Raw genomic sequence first — 19,268 nt, 5'->3', positions numbered from 1 at the left:
ATCTGGACACTGTCTCAGCCATGAGCTCGGTGAAATTGTAGTATCGGTGAAGATGCCGATTACCCGCAGCGGGACGAAAAGACCCCGTGAACCTTTACTATAGCTTCGTATTGGTTTTGGATAAGTAATGTGTAGGATAGGTGGGAGACTATGAAGCGGCGTCGCTAGGCGTTGTGGAGTTACCCTTGAAATACCACCCTTTGCTTATCTAGAATCTAACTCAGCAATGAGAACAGTGCGTGGTGGGTAGTTTGACTGGGGTGGTCGCCTCCAAAAGAGTAACGGAGGCTTCTAAAGGTTCCCTCAGCACGTTTGGTAACCGTGCGTAGAGTGCAATGGCATAAGGGAGCTTGACTGAGAGACATACAGGTCGATCAGGTACGAAAGTAGAGCATAGTGATCCGGTGGTTCCGCATGGAAGGGCCATCGCTCAAAGGATAAAAGGTACTCCGGGGATAACAGGCTGATCTCCCCCAAGAGCTCACATCGACGGGGGGGTTTGGCACCTCGATGTCGGCTCGTCACATCCTGGGGCTGGAGAAGGTCCCAAGGGTTGGGCTGTTCGCCCATTAAAGTGGCACGCGAGCTGGGTTCAGAACGTCGTGAGACAGTTCGGTCTCTATCTGCTGTGGGCGTTAGAAATTTGAGTGGATTTGACTTTAGTACGAGAGGACCGAGTTGAACTAACCTCTGGTGTATCTGTTGTTCCGCCAGGAGCATTGCAGAGTAGCTACGTTGGGAAGGGATAAGCGCTGAAAGCATATAAGCGCGAAACCCACCACAAGATGAGATTTCTTTAAAGGGTCGTGGAAGATTACCACGTTGATAGGATACAGGTGTAAAGGCAGTAATGTCATAGCCGAGTATTACTAATAACCCATAGGCTTATGTAGAAGTCTTGCGCTCGAAAGGGCGCAAGCACCAACTCTTTTGATTATTTACGATATAATTTTTACCAATATGTTAACTTATACAGTTGAAATATACTGAAACATTTTAAGGTGATTATCGCAATGGGGCTCACCTCTTTCCATCCCGAACAGAGAAGTTAAGCCCATTTGCGCCGATGGTACTGCCAATGGTGGGAGAGTAGGTCGTTGCCTTTCTTTGAAACCTCAATCTTTTTAGATTGAGGTTTTTTTTGCTTAAAACTTAACTAAATAAAATAAAAAAAATCCTCACCACAAATTTTAATTTTTGTAAGGATTTTATAAAGTGTATCATAGGTTTTTAGCCCCGATTGAAGCAATTGTTTGAGCTCTTTTTTTGATTTTTCTTCAAAAAAAAGCGAGTGCGGAAAGCGGGATTAGCTTCTAAAATAAAAAAATAATTGCTATTTTATGTTTTTATTAACATTGATGAAGTCATTATAGTAAGGTTATTCTTTTTGATTATGTTCAGGGCAATCTAATCGTATTTGACCTGCTGTAAGTTCTTGCTTTAATAAGTGACAATAATTACTGTTTTGTGTTTTTTCATAAAAACTACAACTATAACATGTTCTTTGAATGGTTAATATTCCGCTACGGTTTAGTTTAAATATAACTTTATTTAAAGAAGTAAAAAGTTCTTCTTTTTCAAGATTTGTTAAACTATTTACTTTGTCTTTTAATGGATTAGCAAAATTTGATGTTTCAGTAATAATTTTACTTCCATAATCGGATAATAAAATAGTGTAACTACGGCTATCTGTATCTGAAAAATCTTTTATAATTAATTTTTTATTATTTAAAACTCTAATAGCATCACTTATTGTTGGTTTGGTAACATTAAATTCTTTAGCCAAATGACTTACTTTACAAAGTTCATTTTTATGAAAATTAATAAAAATAAGTATCTGAATTTGTATGGGACTTAAGCCTATTAGTTTTGCTTTTTCCCATAATAAAATTTTAAAAACTTCTGATATGCGTTCTAGCCCTACAACAATTTTACTTGAAATATCTTTTTCTTGCTGTGTCGGGTTAAATATACTTTCTTCCATAAAAATGCCTGCCAATTGTTTGACAGGCAAAGTTAGTTATCCTAATTAAATTAATTACAATTTTCCATTTCTATTATGTAATATCCTTCTTCTTCGATATCTTCTATAATAGCTTCAGGAGCTTCTTCCATATGACACAATTTACATTCATTAGATGTTAATTGTAAAGTTTCAAAGGTTTTTGTTTTTAGATAAGATTTTCCGTAACCAAATATGATTTCTTTATCAGTAAGCGCATTTGGTACTAAAATATCAAAATGCATTGTTTTTCCATCTTTTCTTTTTACATAAGTGTCCCAAACAGCTATTTCCATGTGTATTTTTGGTTTATTGTTACGTGTTTCTATTTAGTTTTGAATAGTATAAGGTAAAGACAAATCTTTAGAGGCGATATCATACACCTCATATACACCTAATAAAGGTAAATCTGGATTTGAGGTATTTACTTTTAAAAATGCTGTTACTGCATCAAAATTAAAATCAGTAACATGGTTTACCGCAGCAGCAGGAAATACTACTTTTATAGTAGAACCTCTTTGTATTACTTGATATCCAGGAGAATCCATATACATTGGCATTCCTGGATTTGTAGGAGGTAGCATTACTGTTGTTTTGTTAGAGTCAAATTCTACTACAGATAAATTACCTTTAATTCTTGTATCATTATTTAATATTACCCAATGCGGATGCCACACAATACCATCATTTTGATAATTAGTATCATTATTTTCATCCCATAAAGGCGTATCATCAAAATCTGGATGCGATGTTAATGCTAATGCAACAATACCATTAATAGCATTAAATCCAACATCTGTTGTTTTTAGTGATGTAGGAAAAACATAGCCTAAAACCGGAGCGCCATCTGTTTTTCCTATAGGAGTAGGAACGGTATTACCAGCCACTTCTTCTACATCAATACTCATTATAATTTGTTCTAACACATTATCATAAATGGCATTAGTTTGTGTAATACTAAAATCTTTATTTATACTAGATGTTATTATATCTGTAGTATCTTTATTAGAGCAACTTATTATGAATGTTGCTAAAAGTATAGTAACTACTATTTTGTGTAGGGTGTAATTTTTCATTTGATGTATTATTTAGTAACTTTATATGGTAATGATAAATCTCCAGAAGCAATACTGTATACTTTATAAACACCAAGTAGAGGTAAGTTTTCATCTGATGTATTAACTTGCATATAGGCTATTACCGCATCAAAATTAAAATTAGTTTTGTTATTTATTCTATAGGCAGGTATGATAACTTTTATAGTATTTTGCTTTGCAATTACAGAATACCCAGGAGAATCCATATACATTGGCATACCCGGATTTGTAGGTGGTAGTATAACAGAAGTATCATCACTATTAAATTGCTTTACAGCTAAACCTCCAGCAACATTACTATTTTGAGTTAATATTACCCAATGCGGATGCCATACAATTCCATCATTCTGATAATTAGTATCATTATTTTCATCCCATAAAGGAGTATCATCAAAATCTGGATGTGAAGTTAATGCCATTGCAACAATACCTTCTGTATTATTAAAACCAACATCTGTAGGATTTAAATTAGTAGGAAAAACATAGCCTAAAACAGGAGCTCCATCCATTTTACCAAAAGCATTTGGTGTTGTTGCTACAGCATTACCTTGTACTTCTATAGTAAATACAAGCTGTTCTAAATCTGTATTATGCTTAATGTTAGTGCTTTTTATAACTAAATCGGTAGTGTTATTAAATGAAGCATCTTCATTTTCACCTTGTGCATAAATATTAGCTCCAAATAAACACAGTATTATTATTAATTTTAATTTTTTCATCTTGTTTTTAATTTTAAAAAAGGAATCCTTTTAGGTAAGGATTCCTAACTATTTTGATTGAGATTAACCTTTTACATCTTCTATAGATGCACCAAAATTTATATGCAATGCATTTCCAGTAGGGGTTACTAATGCAGGTACAGATTTTACACCTGCTTTTTCTGCTGTTTCAATTTTTTCTTTTTCTTCACCAAGATGAACCAGTTCTACATTTTCAGCACCGATTAAGCTTATTATTTCTTGTTCTGCTGTAATACAAACAGGACATCCTGCGTGATAAAAAATAGATTTACTCATAATATTTGTTTTTATATGTTGCTTTATTGCATCGCAAATATAGTTAGGAATCCTAATTAAAAAAAATATTTTATAATTTTTATGAATTTTAACAGTAGAAAATAGATAAAATGATTCTTAATAGAATAATTTAACACAGAACAATTATCATAAAAAATTAATTTTATTTAGCCTAATTTTGCATAAAATTAGAAATATGAATAAAGCTGTTTATATTGCTGCAAGTGAAGCGAACTCAGGGAAATCTATGTTGAGTTTAGGTTTAATGCAGTTATTACTTCGTAAAAAACCAAAAGTTGGATATTTTAGACCAATTATTGATAATCCGTCAGGAGATAAAAAAGATAATCATATTAATACAGTTCTTAATTATTTTAAGATAAAATGTTCTTATGAAGATTGTTATGCTTTTACACGATCTGATTTAATTGATAAGTTAAATGACGATAAAGAAGACGAAGTTATATCTGAAATTATAGAAAAATATAAAGTTTTAGAAGAACAAAATGATTTTGTAATTGTTGAAGGAACTGATTTTTCAGATCATGGTGCTGTTATTGAAATGGATTTAAACGTTTTAATTGCAAAGAATTTAGGGATTCCCGTTATTATTGTTTCGGGTGGTTTGAATAAAACATTGGATGAATTTATACAAGGTTTGCGTTTAACTTATGACTCATTTGTAAATAAAGATGTTGAAGTAATTTCGGTTGTAGCCAATAAAATTGAAGATATAAATATTAATACTATCGTTGAAGAGGTTGGTAGAAATTTACCAAAATCTGTTTCTATTAATGCGATTCCTATTGATAAAAAATTAAATAATCCAACGGTTAAGGAGCTTTTAAACGAAATTAAAGCTGATGTATTATTTGGTGAACATTTATTAAATAATACGACAGGTGACATAAAAGTAGGTGCGATGCAATTATCTCATTTTTTGCATCATTTAACAGAAGAAAGTATTGTTGTAACTCCTGCTGATAGATCGGATATTTTATTAGGAACTTTACAAGCGAATATTTCAACAAATTATCCTGCTATTTCAGGTATTGTTTTAACTGGTGGAATTGCTTTAAATTCATCAATAATTAAATTAATTGAAGGTCTAGAAAAAATTGTTCCTATTTTATCAGTTAAAGAAGGAACTTTTGCCGTTACAACAAAACTTGGTAATGTAAGATCTCATATTTATGCAGATAATGTTGATAAAATAAAAATGTCTATCAATATTTTTGAAACGCATGTAGATGTTGCCGCTTTAAATGAAAAACTTACAACTTATAAAGGAACTGATATTCTTACGCCAAGAATGTTTCAATATAATTTATTGAAAAAAGCAAAAGAAGTAAAAAAACACATCGTATTACCCGAAGGAAATGATGATAGAATTTTAATTGCTGCATCACAACTTCAAAAAACAAATGTTGTTAAATTGACAATATTAGGTAAAAGAGTAAATATTGAAACATCAATAAAACGTTTAAATATTTCTTTTGATTTTGATGCTACCGAAATTATAAATCCTATTGAATCTGATTATTTTAGTGATTTTTCAAATACTTTATATGAGCTAAGAAAACACAAAGGATTAAGTACTGCAATGGCAGAAGATTTAATGGCAGATGTTTCTTATTTTGGAACAATGATGGTATATAAAGGCTTGGCTGATGGAATGGTTTCAGGAGCTGCTCACACTACGCAACATACTATAAAACCCGCTTTACAGTTTATAAAAACAAAACCAGGTTCTTCGGTGGTTTCTTCTATTTTCTTTATGTGTTTAGAAGATAGAGTTTCTGTTTTTGGTGATTGTGCTATTAATCCAAATCCAACGGCAGAAGAATTAGCAGAAATTGCTATTTCATCCGCAGATTCTAGTATTGCTTTTGGTATTGATCCTAAAATTGCGATGTTATCGTATTCGTCAGGAGCATCAGGAAAAGGTGAAGATGTTGATACTGTTAGAAAAGCTACAGAAATTATCAAACAAAAAAGACCCGATTTGAAAGTTGAAGGTCCTATTCAGTATGATGCCGCTGTTGATGCATCAATAGGAAAAAAGAAAATGCCAGATTCAAAAGTTGCAGGTCAAGCAAATGTTTTAATTTTCCCTGATTTAAATACAGGAAATAATACGTATAAAGCGGTACAAAGAGAAACAGGTGCATTAGCAATAGGTCCAATGTTACAAGGATTAAATAAACCTGTAAACGATTTAAGTAGAGGGTGTACTGTTGATGATATTTTTAATACTATAATTTTAACCGCAATTCAAGCTCAAGACAAATAAATATGAAAGTATTAGTTATAAATTCGGGGAGTTCATCTATAAAATATCAATTATTTGAGATGCTATCACAAGTAGTTATTTGCTCAGGATTGATTGAAAGAATTGGATTAGAAAAAGGTACTGTTCATTATAAATCATTAGAAAATGACATTGAAGAACAACTTGAAATTAAAAATCATAAAGAAGGATTAGAAAAAGTAGTTACTTTATTACTCGATAAAAAAGTAGGAGTTATTACCGCTACCGATGAAATTAAAATTGTAGCTCATAGAGTTGTACATGGTGGAAGTGCTTTTACAAAAACAACAATTGTTACTGATGAAGTTAAAAATAATATCAAAGAATTATTTTCTTTAGCACCGCTTCATAATCCTGCAAATTTAGAAGGAATAGAAGTTGCCGAAAGTATTTTTACAAAGGCAACACAGGTAGCTGTTTTTGATACGGCTTTTCATCAAACAATACCTGTTAAAGCTCATAAATATGCTATTCCTAATAAGTTTTTAGAATATGACAAAATTCGTTTATATGGTTTTCATGGAACAAGTCATAAATATGTTTCAGAAAAAGCAATTGCTTATTTAGATAAAAAAGATACTAAAATTATATCGATTCATTTAGGAAATGGTTGTAGTATTACGGCTATTGAAAATGGAAAAAGTATCGATCATAGTTTAGGGTTTAGCCCTGTTTCAGGATTAATTATGGGCTCTCGTTCAGGTGATATTGATCATTCTTTAATTTTTCATTTGATAGATAATTTAGGATATAAAGCTGATTTTGTAAATAATATGTTACAAAAAGAAAGCGGAATGCTTGGTTTAACAGGATTTAGTGATTTACGTGATATTGAAAAAGAAGCATTAAATGGTGATAAAAATTGTCAATTGGCTTTAGATATGAATGCATATCGAATAAAAAAGTATATAGGTTCGTATATTGCGGTGATGAACGGATTAGATTCCATAGTTTTTACTGCGGGAATTGGTGAAAATTCAGTACTTATTAGAAAGTTAGTTTGTAATGATATGGAGTTTTTTGGAATAGCTTTAGATGAAGATAAAAATGATATTAGAGCCAAAAAATTAACAGAGATTCATAAAGAAAACTCAAAAGTGAAAATATTGGTAATCCCTACCAATGAAGAATTAGAAATAGCAAAACAATCGTACGATTTAGTATAATGATGAATTATAAACATTCTTATTTAGTAACCATTCAATATTTAGGATTTCGTTTTCATGGATGGCAAAAACAGCCAAATTTAAAAACAGGTCATTTATTTTTAGACAAAACATTAAAATTTATTTATAAAGGAATTCGCCTTAAAAGTTTAGGTGTTGGAAGAACCGATGCAAGAGTATCGGCAACTCATTTTGCTTTTCAATTATTTATTGATGAAAAAGTAGATTTTGACCAATTTATGATTGATTTCAATGCCAATGCTCCTGGTGATATGCGAGCATTAAAAATTGAAGATATTGATAATAAGTTTAATATTATTCAACATCCGAAGGTAAAAGAATATCGTTATTATTTTTCTTATGGAGAAAAAAATCATCCGTATGCCGCACCTTTTTTAACTCGTTTTAGAGATGATTTAAACATCGAAATAATGAAAGAAGGAGCAATATTATTTGAAGGTTTTCATAATTTTAAAAGATATTGTACAAAACCATCCGAAGAAACAAAAGTTGAAAGAACAATCGAATATTGTAGAATTGAAAAAAACACAGAATTAACAGCTTCTTTTTTTCCGAAAGAAAGTTTTGTTTTAATCGTTAGAGGTGAAGGTTTTTTAAGAAATCAAATTCGCTTAATAATGGGAGGATTACACAGTTTAGGAAAAGGAGAATATAATTTAGATTTTATAAAAGATAGTTTAAATCCTGAAACAGATATCGAATTTATTAAAAATATCGCTCCCGCTTCAGGATTACATCTACATAAAATAGATTTTGAAAAATTAGATTAATTAGATTTAATCTTTAATAAATAGGCATTGCTAAGTTTTGAATTTCTAGTTTTCGGATTTAGAAATTTAAGATTTAGCTTTGTTATTCTAAAATGATCAACTTTATATTTTTTATCAATAATAAAACCTGATTCTTCTATGGTTTTTATTGATGTATTTCGGATAACTATCCAAACATCTTTATCTATATTTTTTAATTGTTGCTTGGTAATATGAGGCGTATTTCTTTTAGTGTAATAATCTAATGGCCAAGAAAAATCATCTTCATATAAATACACATCATCAGCATTTATAGTATCATCTTCATTTATAATTTTTGCTATTTTGATACCTCCTTGATATTGTAATAATTCAGGATAAAAGTAAGAATTAAGTACAAAATTTACAAAAACCATTAATAATACAGAACTTACTACTATTTTTAGAGGAAGAACTTCTTTTTTAAATATTGTTAATGCAAGTGCTATTAATAAAATAAAACTTACTAAAATAATGAAAATATTAGGTGTATTAAAAGTAAAAAATAAAAGTAAGGTTGTTATAATTACCATTACTGGGGCAATAAAATAAACAATTCCCATAAAAACTTTTAACGTTTTTTGCTTGTTATCTTTCTTTAAATTGTATAAAACTCCTGCTGTAAAAACAGCCAATAAAGGAAGTAAAGGATTTAAATAATGTGGAAGTTTAAATTTAGAAAAACTAATAATAAAAAGTATTATTAAAACACTTCCGATTGTTAAAAACTCGACTCCTTCGGTTTTTTTAAACTTGTTTTTTATCCATTTTTTTAATTGATAAAATAATCCGTAATACATTAAAAATGCCCACGGTAAAAATACCCAAAGTAACGAATGAAAAAAGAAAAAATAATCAGGGCTACTTTGATTGAAACCTGTTGAAGTTGCTCTATTTATATTTTGATTCCATAATATAAATTCAATTCCTTCCCATCCGAACTGAACATAATAAGCATATAAAACAGGCGTAATACTTAAAAATAAAGCACAAATCGCTAACAATACTTTATAGGAAAATATAACATTGTATTTTTTAGTATAAATAATATGTGCAAAAACAGAAAATACAATAATAGCAACTCCGTAAAAACCTTTTGTTGAAAAAGAGATTCCCATTGCAATTGCTCCTAAAATTATAGGTAGTAGCTTTTTTGTAGAAACATATTCAAATAATTGCCATATAGCAAAGATGGTAGCACCTGTTAAAACGGCATCTGTACGAACATCATGATTTGCCAAAATAATAGATTGACTTGTTAAAAAAATCAATGAACCATAGTGTGCAACGCTTTTATCATATAGTTTTTTTGTTAATTGAAAAACAGAATAAGTTCCAATTATTGTCGATATTAAAGCAGGAATTCTATAAGCCCATTCATATAATCCGAAAATTTTAAAAGAAATAGCCGATAACCAAAAGTGCATATGAGGTTTATCTAAATAAGGAGTTTCACCTTTAATTAGTCCAGCAAAATTATCGCTTAAAAACATACGCATAGCCATGGTTGCATGTTGCGCAGAATCATTTCCCATTAAAGGCATAAATATTCCAATAATATAAACTAATGCAATTAAACAATATAAATATTTAATATTTTTTTGTTCGTAAAAAAAGGTCATAAAATGATTTTTTATTTAATTGATATTGTTTTCAAGCTTAATTTATTCAGAATAAAAAATACTCCAACTAAAGATATTATTGCAGTAATAATATTAAAAGAAAGTCCTATGCTAATAGCGATGGCTTCATTGGTGTTTAAAAAAGTAGAAGCTTTTAAAAACACATATTCTCTTGCTCCAAAACCAGCAAACGAAACTACCGAAAGTACTGAGGAAATTAAAAAGGTAAAACAGTAACTTAAAGCATTAATGATATCTAATTTAAAAGCTTTAAGAATACAAATAATAGTACCTATCTGTAATAATTGAATTATAATTGAATAGAAAAAACTATACGTATAATAGTTATTGGTTTTCTTAAAAATATGATTTAAGAAAAATTTACCAACAAAAAATGAAATTATAGAAGTTATAATTCCAAGTATCAGAAATAATGAATTTGAAAAGAAAAGATAACTAGCCATTGTTATCAATAATGAAAAAATGGCTAATAATCCTATAAGTCTATCAATAAAAACACATTTTGTAAGCTGTTTTGCTTTCCATCCAAATTGTTTATTCAAAATAAATACTTTGTATGCATCGCCACCAACGCCACCAGGAATGAAAAAATTATAGAACATTCCAACAAAATAAAGTTTTAAATTGCTGAATTTTTCTAAAAGAAAATCATTTTTATGAAATATGTAATTTAATCTTATTGATGATATAAACTGTGAACTTATAAATAAAACAATTGATGCCAAAAGATAAAAAGTATTAGATTTTTTATATAAATCTAATACTTGTGTAAAATCAATTTTTTTAAAAACAAAGTACAAGAGAAGAAAACTTACACCAATTTTTGCAACTGTTTTAATTAATTTTTTATTCACTTAAATGAATTTTTCTGATTGTATAAGGTCGCTTACTTTGCGATTCGTAATAAGTTCTCATTAGTAAATCGGCAATAATACCTACTGTAAAAAATTGAATACTAATAACCACAAATATAACTCCAGCAACTAATAAAGGTCTTCCCCAAATATCTTCTCCTAAAAGTTTTAAAATTAATAGATAAAAGTTAATACCTAAACCGATAAACATAAAAAACAACCCGAAGTTACCGAATAAATGAATAGGGCGTTGTAAGTATTTTCTTTGGAAGATAATTAAAACAATATCGTTAATTACTTTAATTGTTCTACCTAATCCGTATTTAGAAACTCCATGCATTCTAGCGTGATGTTTTACGGGTACTTGTGCAATTCTAGCACCATTTAAGTGTGCTAAAAGATTTATAAAACGGTGCATTTCACCATATAAGTTTAAATCTTTAGCAATATCTTTCTTAAAAACTTTAATAGCACATCCTTGGTCTTTTAAATCTAAACGAGTAGCTCTTCGGATTAAAAAATTGGCTATTTTTGAAGGGAAAGTTTTGAAGATAGAATCTTTTCTTTTTGCTCTAATTCCAGTAACAACATCCCAGTCTTCACTGTGTGCTTTCTCAATCATGTGCACAATATCAGAAGGGTCATTTTGCATATCACCATCAAGAGTTACTACATAATCACCTTTTGCATAGTCAAAACCTGCTGCTAAAGCTAAACTTTGTCCATAGTTTTTTCGAAGCTCAATAAGAGCAACGTTAGGGTTTTTCATATCATTAATCTTTTTCTTTGTATTATCCGTAGAAAAATCATCAATAAAAATTATTTCATAATTAAAACCTTTTAAACCATTGGTTATTCCTTCTGTTAAAGGTATTACATTATCTTCCTCGTTATATACAGGAATAATAACAGATATGAAACCATAGTCTTTTTTGTCAGCTAGCATAGATAATTATTTTGTGCGGCAAATTTACTATAAAGAATTTTATTATTATATGTTTAAAATTAATCTTTCAAAATACCTCTTGAAATTACAATTTTTTGAATTTCAGAAGTTCCTTCGTAAATTTGAGTAATTTTAGCATCACGCATTAAACGTTCTACATGATAATCTTTTACAAAACCGTTTCCTCCATGAATTTGAACTGCTTCAACCGATTGTTCCATAGCAACTTTAGAAGCATATAATTTTGCTACTGCACCAGACATATCGTAATTATTTCCTTGATCTTTATCCCAAGCAGCTTTTATAACTAACATTCTTGCAGCTTCAATTTCTGTGTACATATCTGCTAATTTAAATGCGATTGCCTGATGATTACAGATTTCTGTACCAAAAGTTTTTCGTTCTTTTGAATATTTTAAGGCTAATTCGTAAGCTCCAGAAGCAATACCTAAAGCTTGTGCAGCAATACCAATTCTTCCACCAGCTAAAGTTTTCATAGCGAATTTAAAACCAAATCCGTCTTCACCAATTCTATTTTCTTTTGGAATTTTCACATCGTTAAATTGAAGTGTGTGAGTATCTGAACCACGGATTCCTAATTTATCTTCTTTTGGACCTATATGAAATCCTTCAGCACCTTTTTCAACAATAAAAGCATTAATACCTTTATGTTTTTTACTTCTATCAGTTTGTGCAATGACTAAATAAACATCGGCTCTACCGCCGTTTGTAATCCAGTTTTTTGTACCGTTTAATAAATAGTAATCTCCTTTATCTTCGGCAGTTGTTGCTTGTGATGTCGCATCAGAACCTGCTTCAGGTTCACTCAAACAAAAAGCACCTATTTGTTGTCCTGTGGCTAATTTTGTTAAGTATTTTTGTTTTTGATTTTCAGTTCCGTAAGCTTCTAATCCGTAGCAAACTAAAGAGTTATTTACAGAAACCATGACAGATGCCGAAGCATCAATTTTAGAAAGTTCTTCCATAATTAATACATATGAAATAGCGTCCATTCCGCTTCCTCCGTATTTTGGATTTACCATAATACCTAAAAAACCGACATCTCCCATTTTACGTACTAATTCTTTGGGGAATTCTTGTTTATTATCTCTTTCAATTACGCCTGGTAATAATTCTGTTTGTGCAAAATCACGTGCAGCATCACGTATCATTATGTGTTCTTCTGTTAAACTAAAATCCATAATTTATGATTGTTATATTCGTAAAAAATTCACTCAAAGATACTTTTTTAATAATATATATTTAGTGAAGTTTTATTATTTTTACGGATATGAATGATAACTTTTATTTTACAATAGGATTGATGTCTGGCACATCATTAGATGGAATTGATTTAGTATATGTTAAATTTGATAAGAATAATTATAAGAATTTCACCATTTTATCATCTGAAACTATCTCATATACTGATGTTTGGGTAAATAAGTTAAGGTCGGCTATTAATTTTAGTAAAATAGCTTTAAATAAATTAGATTTAGAATATGGAGATTTATTAGGAAACGAAATTAATTTATTTATCAAAAAAAATAATATTAATAAAATTGATTTTATCGCATCTCATGGGCATACTATTTTACATCAACCTGATGATGGAATTACACTTCAAATTGGTAATGGAAAAGTAATATCAGAAATTACAAAACAAAAAGTAGTTTGTGATTTTAGAACTCAAGATGTTAATTTAGGAGGTCAAGGAGCACCTTTAGTTCCTATTGGTGATGAGTTTTTGTTTTCTGATTATCAGTATTGTGTGAACCTTGGAGGTTTTGCAAATGTATCATTTAAAGAAAAAGAACAACGTATTGCTTTTGATATCTGCCCTGTAAATATTGTGTTAAATCATTATGTTCAAAAATTAGGGTTTACTTATGATGATAAAGGTGAAATAGCTAGAACAGGTATTGTAAATAATGAATTGCTAGAAAAATTGAATTCTTTAGATTTTTATAAAAAATCAGCACCTAAGTCATTAGGATTAGAATGGGTTCAAAAAAATATTTTTCCTATTATTAATAGCTTAGAAAAAGATATTCCTACTATTTTAAGAACATTTATTGAACATTCAGCAATTCAAATAGGAAAAATAATTTATAAAAGTGATGCTGTTTTAATAACAGGTGGAGGTGTTTTTAACGATTTCTTAATAGAAAAAATTGAATTTTATTCAGAACAAAAAAATGAAAAGACAACAACAGCACTTATAAACTATAAAGAAGCGTTGATTTTTGCCTTTTTAGGAGTGTTACGTATTGAAAATCAGGTAAATTGTTTAAGTAGTGTAACTGGGGCTGAAAAAGACCATTCTTCGGGTATTATTTTTGATAAATAGACCTGCTTTTTTAAAATAAAAAAGTTTAGCTATCATTTTTTTATAGTAAGTTTGTAACAGTATGTTTTAATCTATTTTAATAATAATTTAAATAATAAATAAATGAATCAACTTTAGCTTTTTTACAGATAGTATTCGATTTGCAGAAAAAGAAAGTAATGACGTTTTTAAAAACGTAATTAAGAACATTTATTAAAATATTATAAAATGAAAGAATTACTTAAAATATACGAAAACAAAGAGCCAGAAATCGTTTTTCATTGGAAAGACCAAGAAACAGAAGCCGAAGGGTGGACAGTAATTAACTCTTTAAGAGGTGGTGCTGCTGGTGGAGGAACCAGAATGCGTAAAGGTTTAAATAAAAATGAAGTTTTGTCTTTGGCTAAAACAATGGAAGTGAAATTTACAGTTTCAGGACCTGCAATTGGTGGAGCAAAATCAGGAATTAATTTTGATCCTAACGATCCAAGAAAAAGAGGCGTTTTAGAGCGTTGGTATAAAGCTGTTACTCCTTTATTAAAACATTATTACGGTACAGGAGGTGATTTAAATGTTGATGCTGATAAAGATGTAATTCCTATTACAGAGAGTTGTGGAGTTTGGCATCCTCAGGAAGGAATTTTTAACGGACATTTCAAGCCAACTGAAGCAGATAAAATAAATAGAATAGGTCAATTACGTCAAGGAGTAATTAAAGTAATTGAAGATAAGCAATTTTCACCAGATTTATCTAAAAAATATACTGTTGCAGATATGTTAACAGGTTATGGCGTTGCCGAAGCTGTTAAGCATTATTACAATATTTACGGAGGAACAATTTCAGATAAAAAAGCTATTGTTCAAGGTTTTGGAAATGTTGGTTCAGCAGCAGCCTATTATTTAACACAATTAGGCGCTAAAGTTGTCGGTATTATTGATAGAGAAGGAGGAGTTATAAATGAAGAAGGATTTTCGATGGAAGAAATGACTGAATTATTTTTAGCTAAGGATGGAAATAAATTGGTTGCTGATAAAATGATTCCTTTTGATGAAATTAATGAAAAAATTTGGAATGTGCCTGCCGAAATATTTGTCCCAGCAGCAGCTTCAAGATTAGTTTCTCAAGATCAAGTTCAAAAAATGATTGATACAGGTTTAGAAGTAATATCTCCAGGAGCGAATGTTCCTTTTGCTGATAAAGAAATTTTCTTCGGTTCTATTATGGAATATACCGATAAACATTTAAGTTTATTACCTGATTTTATTTCTAATTGTGGTATTGCTAGAGTTTTTGCTTATTTAATGGAAGCTAAAGTTGTATTGCCAATGGAAGATAAAGCAATCTTTGAAGATACATCAAATACAATTAAAAAAGCATTACAAAGAACTTTTTCTAAAAGTGCTTCAAAAACAAAAATTTGTTCAACAGCTTTTGAAATAGCTCTAAAAGAGTTGGTTTAAAGGCACAATAAATAAAAATGATGTTTAAATATTTTTTAGGGAATAGCCCTAAGTGGTTTAAAATAACCATGCTTAGTTTTTTAGTTTTCAACGTGTTTTCCTTCTTTGTTTTAGGAAAAACAATAACAGCCTGGCTTTTTATAGCTGAGTTTATTTTTACTTTGGCAATGGCATTAAAATGTTATCCTCTTTTAACGGGAGGTTTGTTAGCCATTCAAGCTGTCGCTTTAGGGTTAACAACTGCTAAAAACGCCTATCATGAAGTAGATCAGAATTTAGAAGTAGTATTACTTTTAGTTTTTATGGTTGCAGGTATTTATTTTATGAAACCTTTATTAATGTTTATTTTTAGTAAGGTTTTTACGAAAATAAAATCAAAGGTAGTATTATCATTACTTTTTGTGTTTTTATCAGCTGTTTTATCAGCATTTTTAGATGCTTTAACTGTAACAGCAGTATTAATTAGTGTTGCTGTTGGTTTTTATGGAGTGTATCACAAAATACATTCTAGTTCTGCCGATTATGATCATGACGGTATTTTAGATAGAGAAGAGTTAAGTGGTGAAACATTAGAACAATTTCGTGGTTTTTTACGTAGTTTAATTATGCACGGTGTTGTTGGTACAGCTCTTGGAGGAGTTTGTACGTTAGTTGGTGAGCCTCAAAATTTACTAATTGGTGAACGATTAGGTTGGGATTTTATTCAGTTCTTCTTAAAAATGGCTCCTATTACATTACCTGTTTTAGCGGCAGGAATGGTAACTACCGTTATTTTAGAGTTAACAGGTTGGTTTGGTTTTGGTGATAAAATGCCAGAAGTAGCTGCAAGAATTATAGATAAATATACTGAACAAGAAGATGCTAAAAGAACAGATAAAGAAAAGTATGCTTTAATTGTTCAAGGAGTATCAGCTTTATTGTTAATAGCAGGATTAGCTATGCATGTAGCTCCTGTTGGTTTTATCGGGTTAGCATTAATAATTGTACAAACAGCATTTACAGGTATTACTGATGAGCATCAATTAGGACCTGCTTTTGAAGAAGCATTGCCTTTTACAGGGTTATTAGTAGTCTTTTTTGTAGTTGTAGCAATGATTCATGATCAGCATTTATTTAGCCCAATAATTGACTGGGCATTAAGTCAAGATCCAGCATCTCAACCAGGGTTGTTTTACGTGGCAAACGGGTTTTTATCAGCAATTAGTGATAATGTATTCGTAGCAACTGTATATATTGGCGAAGTAGAACAGGCTTTTAAAAATGGAGATATAACAAGAGAACATTTTGAAAAATTAGCTATCGCAATTAATACAGGTACTAATTTACCAAGTGTTGCAACACCAAATGGACAGGCAGCATTCTTATTCTTATTAACATCATCTTTAGCTCCTTTAATTAATTTATCTTATGGTAAAATGGTTAAAATGGCTTTTCCTTACACAATTGTTTTAGGAGGATTAGGGTATATTATGGTAAAATTATTATTATCGTAAATAAATAAAAAAAATAGTGTATTTTTAAATCCTGAATTTATATTCAGGATTTTTTAGTATTATATAATAATAAAATTACGTTCATGTTAGGGTACATTCAAGAGGAAACGGGTTTAGTAGATGAAATATCAACTGAAAAAACATTATCAATAATTCAGTTAATTAAAGATGGTGGATTAGGTGGTCAAGTTATTATCGCAATTTTATTTGTGTTATTAGCTGTTGCACTTTATATTTATTTTGAGCGCTTTTTTGCAATTAAAGCAGCATCAAAAGTTGATAAAAATTTCATGAATCAAATTAGAGATCATGTAACAGGTGGGAATTTAGATGGAGCAAAAGAATTATGTGAAAGCACTAATTCTCCTACTGCAAGGTTAATCGGTAAAGGAATTTCAAGAATAGGAAAACCTTTAGAAGATATCAATAAAGCTATTGAAAACGCTGGTAAATTAGAAGTTTACAAGTTAGAACGAAATGTTTCTGTAATTGCAACTATTGCGGGTGCTGCCCCTATGATTGGTTTTTTAGGAACAGTAATTGGAATGATTATAGCAATACATGAAATAGCAAATTCGGGTGGTCAAATAGATATTAAATTATTATCTGATGGATTATATACAGCAATGACAACGACAGTTGCAGGTTTAATTGTAGGTATTGTAGCGTACATTACATACAATCATTTAGTAGTTCGTACGGATAAAGTAGTGTATCAAATGGAAGCGGTATCTGTAGACTTTTTAGATTTATTAAACGAACCTGCATAAAATGAATTTAAAGGGAAGAAATAAAGTAGATCCAAGTTTTAATATGTCGTCAATGACGGACATTGTTTTTCTGTTGTTAATCTTTTTTATGTTAACATCAACATTAGTTACTGTTTCAGCAATTGATGTTTTATTGCCAAAAGGAGGAGGTAAAACAGAAAATAGTACCGCAATCGCTGTAAGTATTACTGAGAATTCTGATTTTTATATTGATAAAACAAAAGTAAGTAGCCTTAATTTAGAACAAACAATACTTACTAAAGTTGGTCCTGATAAAAAGAAAACAGTAGTTATTCGAGGAGATCAAAACGTAGCATATAAAAATGTAATGAAAGTGATTGACATCGCCAATAGAAATAAATTAAAAATGATTTTAGCTGTAAAGGCGAAGTAATTATTTAAGTATATTTCAACTTGTTTTTGATAAATGAGTGTAAAAATAGTATCGATGAAAATATTAGAAACAGAACACAAACGAAAATCAGCAGTAATTACGGCTATTATTTTGATGCTTTTATTATTCGGGATTTTTAATTTCGGAATGAAATATTTAGATCCACCAATTGAATACGGATTAGCCATTAATTTAGGTACTTCGGATGTTGGTAGCGGTGAACCAGTTGAAGAAACACAAGTAGCATCATCAACAGAAGAAGTTTTAGAGGAAGAAATAGAAGAAGAGGAAGAGGTTTTTGAAGAAGAAGCAAGCGAAGCTTCAGAAGAAATTCAAGAAGATATTATTACAGATGATACAGCAGAAGATGTTCCTGTTGTTGAGAAAACTACATCAGAAAAAGAGGTTAAAGAGTCTGTAAAAGGTGTCGTTAAAGAAAGTGTCAAAGAAACTCCAAAAAAAGTAAAGCCAAAGAAGAAGAAACCAAGTCCATCAAAAGCGGCTACGGATGCTTTGAATAGTTTGTTAAACGGAACATCAAAAAATGGTGCAAAAACAGGTGAAGGTGATGATACAGAATCAGGCGTAAAAGGAACGAAAGACGGCGATGCTTCCTCTAGTAAATATTATGGGAATTCAGGAAATGGTTCTGGAGGTAATTATAATTTAGCAGGAAGAAAAGCATTATCTAAACCCGTAAAACAACCAGATTGCCAAGAAGAAGGTACTATTGTAGTAAGTATTGAGGTAAATCAAAATGGAAAAGTTACCAAAGTACAAACAGGAGGTTTAAAAGGAAGTACTAGTTCTGCACCTTGTTTGGAGAAAGCAGCCAAAGAAGCAGCTTTAAAAACAACTTGGAATGCCGATGGAAATGCTCCATCAAAACAAAGAGGAACTATTATCTACAAGTTTTCTTTATCGCAATAATTATTTTTTATTATTTAAATAAATATAACCTCCGATTATTCATCGAG

Annotated in this window: 18 protein-coding genes and 2 rRNA genes (1 of these 20 only partly in view); 11 read left to right on the top strand and 9 right to left on the bottom strand. The window is 30.1% G+C overall.

Features of this window, described 5'->3' with window-relative positions; translation table 11 throughout:
• Together AB0T67_RS05365 and rrf are read left to right on the top strand one after the other, a co-directional pair.
• Positions 1 to 892 (top strand): 23S ribosomal RNA (locus AB0T67_RS05365); it begins 1,984 nt to the left of the window's first position.
• 105 nt (positions 893 to 997) lie between these two features.
• Positions 998 to 1,106: ribosomal RNA gene (gene rrf, locus AB0T67_RS05360) — 5S ribosomal RNA — on the top strand.
• Positions 1,107 to 1,378: 272 nt separating this feature from the next.
• Here the strand turns inward: rrf and AB0T67_RS05355 are convergent.
• The 5 genes from AB0T67_RS05355 to AB0T67_RS05335 form a co-directional block, all read right to left on the bottom strand.
• Positions 1,379 to 1,999 (bottom strand): MarR family winged helix-turn-helix transcriptional regulator, encoded by a 621-nt coding sequence (locus tag AB0T67_RS05355; protein ID WP_369219465.1) that lies wholly within the window; start codon positions 1,997 to 1,999, stop codon positions 1,379 to 1,381.
• 35 nt (positions 2,000 to 2,034) lie between these two features.
• Complete coding sequence (locus AB0T67_RS05350; protein WP_369219464.1) at positions 2,035 to 2,298, bottom strand: DUF2024 family protein; 264 nt, start codon at positions 2,296 to 2,298, stop codon at positions 2,035 to 2,037.
• Positions 2,299 to 2,331: 33 nt separating this feature from the next.
• The gene (locus tag AB0T67_RS05345; protein ID WP_369219463.1) at positions 2,332 to 3,078 is read right to left on the bottom strand and encodes a hypothetical protein; all 747 of its coding nucleotides are present in this window, start codon (positions 3,076 to 3,078) and stop codon (positions 2,332 to 2,334) included.
• A gap of 8 nt (positions 3,079 to 3,086) precedes the next feature.
• Positions 3,087 to 3,818: a hypothetical protein gene (locus tag AB0T67_RS05340; RefSeq protein ID WP_369219462.1), complete on the bottom strand. Its 732-nt coding sequence runs from the start codon at positions 3,816 to 3,818 to the stop codon at positions 3,087 to 3,089.
• A 63-nt stretch (positions 3,819 to 3,881) separates the two neighbouring features.
• Complete coding sequence (locus AB0T67_RS05335; RefSeq protein ID WP_369219461.1) at positions 3,882 to 4,115, bottom strand: thioredoxin family protein; 234 nt, start codon at positions 4,113 to 4,115, stop codon at positions 3,882 to 3,884.
• Between the two features lie 196 nt (positions 4,116 to 4,311).
• Between AB0T67_RS05335 and pta the strand changes: the two genes are divergently transcribed.
• Genes pta through AB0T67_RS05320 form a run of 3 tightly spaced genes read left to right on the top strand, consistent with a single transcriptional unit; the run spans position 4,312 to position 8,383 of the window.
• Entirely contained in the window at positions 4,312 to 6,408 is a 2,097-nt protein-coding gene (gene pta, locus AB0T67_RS05330; RefSeq protein ID WP_369219460.1) for a phosphate acetyltransferase, read from the top strand.
• 2 nt (positions 6,409 to 6,410) lie between these two features.
• Positions 6,411 to 7,592: an acetate/propionate family kinase gene (locus tag AB0T67_RS05325; protein WP_369219459.1), complete on the top strand. Its 1,182-nt coding sequence runs from the start codon at positions 6,411 to 6,413 to the stop codon at positions 7,590 to 7,592.
• Positions 7,592 to 8,383 carry a tRNA pseudouridine synthase A gene (locus AB0T67_RS05320; RefSeq protein ID WP_369219458.1) on the top strand — a complete coding sequence of 264 codons (792 nt, stop codon included), beginning with the start codon at positions 7,592 to 7,594 and terminating at the stop codon, positions 8,381 to 8,383. The genes AB0T67_RS05325 and AB0T67_RS05320 overlap by 1 nt, the downstream gene beginning before the upstream one ends.
• Here AB0T67_RS05320 and AB0T67_RS05315 read toward each other — a convergent pair.
• Genes AB0T67_RS05315 through AB0T67_RS05300 form a run of 4 tightly spaced genes read right to left on the bottom strand, consistent with a single transcriptional unit; the run spans position 8,380 to position 13,046 of the window.
• On the bottom strand, positions 8,380 to 10,023 hold the full coding sequence (locus AB0T67_RS05315; protein WP_369219457.1) for an ArnT family glycosyltransferase: 1,644 nt from the start codon (positions 10,021 to 10,023) through the stop codon (positions 8,380 to 8,382). The genes AB0T67_RS05320 and AB0T67_RS05315 overlap by 4 nt on opposite strands.
• An 11-nt stretch (positions 10,024 to 10,034) precedes the next feature.
• On the bottom strand, positions 10,035 to 10,898 hold the full coding sequence (locus AB0T67_RS05310) for a lysylphosphatidylglycerol synthase transmembrane domain-containing protein (protein ID WP_369219456.1): 864 nt from the start codon (positions 10,896 to 10,898) through the stop codon (positions 10,035 to 10,037).
• Positions 10,891 to 11,844, bottom strand: coding sequence for a glycosyltransferase family 2 protein (locus AB0T67_RS05305; RefSeq protein WP_369219455.1), 954 nt, complete (start codon positions 11,842 to 11,844; stop codon positions 10,891 to 10,893). Before AB0T67_RS05305 ends, AB0T67_RS05310 begins: the two co-directional genes overlap by 8 nt.
• A 59-nt stretch (positions 11,845 to 11,903) precedes the next feature.
• Positions 11,904 to 13,046: an acyl-CoA dehydrogenase gene (locus tag AB0T67_RS05300; protein WP_369219454.1), complete on the bottom strand. Its 1,143-nt coding sequence runs from the start codon at positions 13,044 to 13,046 to the stop codon at positions 11,904 to 11,906.
• 89 nt (positions 13,047 to 13,135) lie between these two features.
• On the opposite strand from AB0T67_RS05300, the gene AB0T67_RS05295 reads away from it, so the two are divergent.
• The 6 genes from AB0T67_RS05295 (at position 13,136) to AB0T67_RS05270 (ending at position 19,221) form a co-directional block, all read left to right on the top strand.
• Positions 13,136 to 14,194, top strand: a complete 1,059-nt coding sequence (locus AB0T67_RS05295; RefSeq protein WP_369219453.1) for an anhydro-N-acetylmuramic acid kinase — start codon at positions 13,136 to 13,138, stop codon at positions 14,192 to 14,194.
• Between the two features lie 207 nt (positions 14,195 to 14,401).
• A complete protein-coding gene (locus AB0T67_RS05290; RefSeq protein WP_369219452.1) occupies positions 14,402 to 15,634 on the top strand; it encodes a Glu/Leu/Phe/Val dehydrogenase dimerization domain-containing protein in 1,233 nt (410 codons plus the stop codon).
• Positions 15,635 to 15,654: 20 nt separating this feature from the next.
• On the top strand, positions 15,655 to 17,127 hold the full coding sequence (gene nhaB / locus AB0T67_RS05285; RefSeq protein WP_369220493.1) for a sodium/proton antiporter NhaB: 1,473 nt from the start codon (positions 15,655 to 15,657) through the stop codon (positions 17,125 to 17,127).
• Between the two features lie 83 nt (positions 17,128 to 17,210).
• Complete coding sequence (locus AB0T67_RS05280) at positions 17,211 to 17,897, top strand: MotA/TolQ/ExbB proton channel family protein (RefSeq protein WP_369219451.1); 687 nt, start codon at positions 17,211 to 17,213, stop codon at positions 17,895 to 17,897.
• A 1-nt stretch (position 17,898) separates the two neighbouring features.
• A complete protein-coding gene (locus tag AB0T67_RS05275) occupies positions 17,899 to 18,291 on the top strand; it encodes an ExbD/TolR family protein (protein ID WP_369219450.1) in 393 nt (130 codons plus the stop codon).
• Between the two features lie 54 nt (positions 18,292 to 18,345).
• Positions 18,346 to 19,221 carry an energy transducer TonB family protein gene (locus tag AB0T67_RS05270; protein ID WP_369219449.1) on the top strand — a complete coding sequence of 292 codons (876 nt, stop codon included), beginning with the start codon at positions 18,346 to 18,348 and terminating at the stop codon, positions 19,219 to 19,221.
• Positions 19,222 to 19,268: the final 47 nt, after the last annotated feature.

This window comes from Tenacibaculum salmonis (assembly GCF_041053065.1).
Classification (GTDB): Bacteria; Bacteroidota; Bacteroidia; order Flavobacteriales; family Flavobacteriaceae; genus Polaribacter; species Polaribacter pacificus_A.
This window is presented reverse-complemented; position numbering and strand designations above follow the sequence as displayed.

Bases quoted from the DNA above. Each gene is read 5' to 3' on its own strand.
- AB0T67_RS05350 (WP_369219464.1), bottom strand. From the start codon at position 2,298: ATGGAAATAGCTGTTTGGGACACTTATGTAAAAAGAAAAGATGGAAAA.
- nhaB (WP_369220493.1), top strand. From the start codon at position 15,655: ATGTTTAAATATTTTTTAGGGAATAGCCCTAAGTGGTTTAAAATAACC.
- AB0T67_RS05295 (WP_369219453.1), top strand. From the start codon at position 13,136: ATGAATGATAACTTTTATTTTACAATAGGATTGATGTCTGGCACATCA.
- AB0T67_RS05305 (WP_369219455.1), bottom strand. From the start codon at position 11,844: ATGCTAGCTGACAAAAAAGACTATGGTTTCATATCTGTTATTATTCCT.
- pta (WP_369219460.1), top strand. From the start codon at position 4,312: ATGAATAAAGCTGTTTATATTGCTGCAAGTGAAGCGAACTCAGGGAAA.
- AB0T67_RS05335 (WP_369219461.1), bottom strand. From the start codon at position 4,115: ATGAGTAAATCTATTTTTTATCACGCAGGATGTCCTGTTTGTATTACA.
- AB0T67_RS05320 (WP_369219458.1), top strand. From the start codon at position 7,592: ATGATGAATTATAAACATTCTTATTTAGTAACCATTCAATATTTAGGA.
- AB0T67_RS05280 (WP_369219451.1), top strand. From the start codon at position 17,211: ATGTTAGGGTACATTCAAGAGGAAACGGGTTTAGTAGATGAAATATCA.
- AB0T67_RS05275 (WP_369219450.1), top strand. From the start codon at position 17,899: ATGAATTTAAAGGGAAGAAATAAAGTAGATCCAAGTTTTAATATGTCG.
- AB0T67_RS05340 (WP_369219462.1), bottom strand. From the start codon at position 3,818: ATGAAAAAATTAAAATTAATAATAATACTGTGTTTATTTGGAGCTAAT.
- AB0T67_RS05270 (WP_369219449.1), top strand. From the start codon at position 18,346: ATGAAAATATTAGAAACAGAACACAAACGAAAATCAGCAGTAATTACG.
- AB0T67_RS05315 (WP_369219457.1), bottom strand. From the start codon at position 10,023: ATGACCTTTTTTTACGAACAAAAAAATATTAAATATTTATATTGTTTA.
- AB0T67_RS05325 (WP_369219459.1), top strand. From the start codon at position 6,411: ATGAAAGTATTAGTTATAAATTCGGGGAGTTCATCTATAAAATATCAA.
- AB0T67_RS05290 (WP_369219452.1), top strand. From the start codon at position 14,402: ATGAAAGAATTACTTAAAATATACGAAAACAAAGAGCCAGAAATCGTT.
- AB0T67_RS05300 (WP_369219454.1), bottom strand. From the start codon at position 13,046: ATGGATTTTAGTTTAACAGAAGAACACATAATGATACGTGATGCTGCA.
- AB0T67_RS05345 (WP_369219463.1), bottom strand. From the start codon at position 3,078: ATGAAAAATTACACCCTACACAAAATAGTAGTTACTATACTTTTAGCA.